Origin of the sequence: Myroides odoratimimus, assembly GCF_030326305.1 — a bacterium.
In the GTDB taxonomy this organism is placed as follows: Bacteria; Bacteroidota; Bacteroidia; order Flavobacteriales; family Flavobacteriaceae; genus Flavobacterium; species Flavobacterium odoratimimum_A.
In genome coordinates this window covers 1-4,538 of the sequence record NZ_JACAKB010000063.1, presented here as the reverse complement: position 1 = coordinate 4,538, position 4,538 = coordinate 1, and the positions used below count along the sequence as shown (strand labels likewise).

The window sequence follows — 4,538 nt, the reverse complement described above, 5'->3', positions numbered from 1 at the left end:
AAACCAGGCGAAGCAGGAGGCCCAGGTGAAGGTGTAACTATTGTTCACAATGATTCAGGAGTATGGGTATATGATCCTACAACCAACAAGTGGACAAATATCTTAGGTCCTAAAGGAGCAGATGGAGACAAAGGAGAAGATGGATTATCTGTAACATTAACTAATAACCCTGATGGATCAGCTACTATTAAAGATGGATCAGGAAATGAAGTAACAGTTAAAAATGGAGTAGATGGTAAAGATGGTATTGGTGGTAAAACTATAGCTGGTACAGCTATCACTATTGAAGGGGATGGGTCTGAAAATAAGCCTTATATTGTAAATGCAGATATATCTGGGCTAATCTTATCAGGAGATGTAACAGGGTCAGCAAATGCTAATAAACTAACATCATTAAAAGGAAAACCAGTTAGTCAGACAGCTCCAACCACTGAAGGACAAGCATTAGTGTATAATGGAACAGAATGGATAGCAGGGACACCTAGTATAGATGTAACTAATGTATTAAATGCTAAAGATCTTAAAGCAGCTGATGAAGAAGAGTCAACAATAGAAATTGTTTCTGGAGGAGTGAAAGCTGTATTGGTTGAAACGAGTCTTAGAGTAAAAGATGGGTCTATTACATCTACTAAAATTAAAGATGGAACGATTCAACCAATTGATATGGCTGATGGAGGGAAAAATCAAGTATTAGTAACTGACTCTACTGGAAAACCAAAATGGGAGGATAAATCAAATGTAGGAGAAGTTATTACAGCTGATAATGGATTAACTAAAACAGAAACGAATGTTCAGTTAGGAGGTACTCTATTAAAAGCTACTAAGATTGTAACAACAAGCACAAGTACTTTAGCTCTGAGTGGATTAGATAAGAAAAATGTGCAAGATCAGCAAACTCAACGCTTATTAGCAGTGGATAGTAATGGAGATGTGATTAAGGCTTTAAAAGCTGCAATGCCGAAATTCTTCTATATGCCTTCTATTGTTATCCCTACGAGTGCAGAACAGATGAATGCTTCAGGAGCAGGAGCAGGGCCAAATGATACTTTCGTAGATGGAACGTTACAAGGGAAGATAGATTTATATGGACGTTATGTAACACAGTTTGGTTCTCCTAAAGAGTCGAACCCAGGTAAAAGTACAGATCTACCAGTATTGCCAAAAGGAGAGTTAGATTATTATATTACTTGGTATGATACTAATGTGTTTGAAACAGTAACAGTGGATAATGATGGAATACTAAATTATGAATTAAAAGATGGAGCAGATGTCTCTGTAGGTACATTTATGAATATAGTATTTGCAGTAAGAGACGATAATTAATAAACTATTTTTCTGGGCTTGTCTTTTATTGGCAAGCCTAGATATATAGCTAAGTAATTGTAACGATGAGTTACTTAATTAATAATGATAAGTTTATGAATTATAATATATATAAATACCTATACATTCTAGTATTTGTTTTGGTAAGTGCTGTAGTAGGCTATGCTCAATCTGTCAATGCAGGGGGAGAGGCAATTATTTGTGGTACAGAATATACTCTAAAGGGAAGTACACAAGATAGTGATGCTTCAGGACTAACTTGGACAGTATTTAATAAGCCTAGTGGAGCTACAGATCCAGTCTTTAGTGATCCAAATATTCTAACTCCTTTGGTTACAGGGATGAATAAGCCAGGGGTTTATACTTTTAGGTTGACTAAAGTTATTAATTCAACCACATCTGTTTATTCTGATGTACAAATTAAATCTACTGGAGATACATCTTCATTTACAGCAGGTTCGGATGTTTTAACCATTCCAGCAACAATAGGAACAGTGAATTTAAACGGTGTAATACCTGAAGGGTTTACTGGAGAGTGGAGAGTACTTAATATTTTTGAATATGAGCGATTTGGTTACGAGAATTCAAATAATGCTCAACTTAGTGCAACTAATATTGCAAACCCCACTTTTAGCTTAATTAAAAAGGCAGATCATGATGTTGATCCTGCATACCGTATTTACTTAAAAATAAGATCTTTATATAATCCTAATTGTACTTTTGAGAAATCTATCATTGTTCGATTTATTCCTAATCCTAAAGTGATATTTCCAGAGAAATCTGAAGTATGTGTTAGCAGTATGGATGCTATAAACTACTATAATCCTTTAGCAACATCACCATTTTTTGATACATATCAACCAAATGCAGCAGGTAACCCAATTTTTGGAACAACTATAGTTTTAAATACAATAAGTACACCTGTAGGGGGGAGTATTCAATATTTAGATTTTGCTACTAGAAGAATTGAATTTAAGACAACCGCTCTAGGAGAGTATAAATTTACACTAACAATTAAAAATAGTACTGGAGAATACACTACTCCGATATTAACTTATATTAAGAAAGGGGTGCAACCAAGTCCGATTAGTTTTTTAGATTCTAATCATCCTGAGCAGTATATGGTTTATGCGGGAAGTGGTTCAGGAGGAGAATTGTTATGTAATATGGAGGGAAGTCTAACTCCTGTGAATATTAATTATTCTATTGATTCAATAGATGATCCAACAACCATAACAGTATCAGCTAAAGTCCAAAGTATGCCAGGAGAGGAAAAGCCAACAATTGAAACATTTGGAGAAGGATTAGCTAAAAGGTATTTTAAAGTTACTCCACCTGTTGGGGGGTGGAGAATAGGGACTTATGTTATTTCGATAAATAGTAGAAATGGTGAATGTTCACGTAATACAAATTATTACATTCATGTATCAGATGGAAATAGACCTGATCTTAAAATAGAAGATGTGGTAGTATGTTACCCTGGTTCTGGGGTGGTAGATGCCATTGTACCTTTACCTCCTGCTTTTCAGGAAGTAATAGATCCCACATATATGAAGGGGTATTCTGGGAAGTATGAGATTTCATTAGTTTCTAAACCTGCAGGGTCAGCCACACCTACCTATGATTCTTATCTAACTACTAGATCATTAAAGAGTAATCAGACAGTTATTCATAATCTAGATAGGGCAGGAGAATATGTTTTTAAGGTTAAAATCGAAGGGTATATCGATGATGTAGATTGGCTTGTTAAACAAGAATATGCGTGTTCAGGAGCATCTCGAGAGACTATTTTTAAAGTTATAGTATCTGAACAGGTAGGAGCAAATGCCGGTAGTAATCAAGATAATCTTTATTGTAGAGCCCGTACTGTTTTAGTAGGTAATGATCCAGGTGCAGGTCAAGGAAAGTGGACTGTAGAATCAGCTCCGGTAGGTATGTCACCAACGTTTAGCGATGATTCTAACCCTAAAACAATTATTGCAGGTATGGATGCGACAGGGGGATATAAGTTTAGATGGACGATAACTACGGGAGATTGTATATCATCTAGTATAGTAGAGGTAATTACAGATCAAGATAACTGTAAAAAGCCTTTGATTATTACTAATCCTACTACTACTAGTAAAACAATAAAAAGAAGAAAGTAGTATGAAAAAGAAAATAATAATACTAGGTGGGCTCTTGATAAGTTTACCTAGTATCGCTCAAAAAGAGAAGAAAGATCAGGTTCTAGTTAACCAAGGAAAATTCTCTATTGCAGAAGGAGGTTTATTATCTACTATTTATGACTTTACTAATACAGAAAAAGGAATAGTAGAGAATAACGGTTCAGCCTATTACTACAATAACTTTAAGAATGAAAACCTATATTATCACAAAGATAATGCTACAAAATCTGTTGCTGTCTTCACTAAATACGAAGATCAAACAGGACAACAGCTTATATCGGGGAGTAAACCTACTGACTTTTATAATGTAGTTTTAGATAATGCTGAGCCAGTTGTAGCTTTTAATCTTAAAAACGAAGCTAATATACGTGGATCAGTAGATTTTAAAGATGGTATCATTAAGGTTGATTCTTTAAAAGGAATGCTAACCTTTCATCAAGGAGCCAAGGCTTTACATCCTACTGATAGAAGTCACGCAGAAGGTTATGTAGAGAAGATAGGTAATGAGGAGTTCCAGTATCCTAAAGGAGATAAAGGACTATACCGCTATGCTAGAATTACCGCACCAGATAACGTAAAGGATGCTTATCAAGGAAAGTATAACTTAGATGATAAGAACTTCTTTACAGCCCGTAGTGCAAAGTCAGGAGTGATTAACTTACTAGATGAGCGCGAGTACTGGACAGTAGATAAAGGAAGTGATAACAGCAAAGGTGATATTATGCTGACGCTGAGTTGGGATGAGCGTACTACGCCTAAAGAGTTATTAGCTAACCCAGAGAAAGAATTACACATTGTACGTTGGGATGCTAATCAGCAGCTTTGGGTAGATGAAGGTGGAGTAGTAGATCTAGAGAAGAAAGAGATTACTACACCTACTAGTGTTAAGGGGTACGGATTCTTTACATTAGCTACAGTAAATACAGATCTAATCTTAGATGGAGATATTGTTATTTATAATCTTGTGACACCTGATGGAGATGGAAAGAATGATTACTTTATCATAGATAATATCAACAGATTCCCTAATAATACAGTAGAGATTTA

At 35.3% G+C, this 4,538-nt stretch carries 3 protein-coding genes; all 3 read left to right on the top strand.

Annotation, left to right across the window (positions count from 1 at the left end):
* Nucleotides 1-1,323: hypothetical protein (locus HX049_RS18165; RefSeq protein ID WP_286417781.1), on the top strand; the 1,323-nt coding region annotated here is incomplete at its 5' end.
* 95 nt (nucleotides 1,324-1,418) lie between these two features.
* Entirely contained in the window at nucleotides 1,419-3,470 is a 2,052-nt protein-coding gene (locus HX049_RS18160; RefSeq protein ID WP_286417779.1) for a hypothetical protein, read from the top strand.
* Nucleotide 3,471: 1 nt separating this feature from the next.
* Nucleotides 3,472-4,538: gliding motility-associated C-terminal domain-containing protein (locus tag HX049_RS18155; protein WP_286417777.1), on the top strand; the 1,067-nt coding region annotated here is incomplete at its 3' end.

Bases quoted from the DNA above. Each gene is read 5' to 3' on its own strand.
- HX049_RS18160 (WP_286417779.1), top strand. From the start codon at position 1,419: ATGAATTATAATATATATAAATACCTATACATTCTAGTATTTGTTTTG.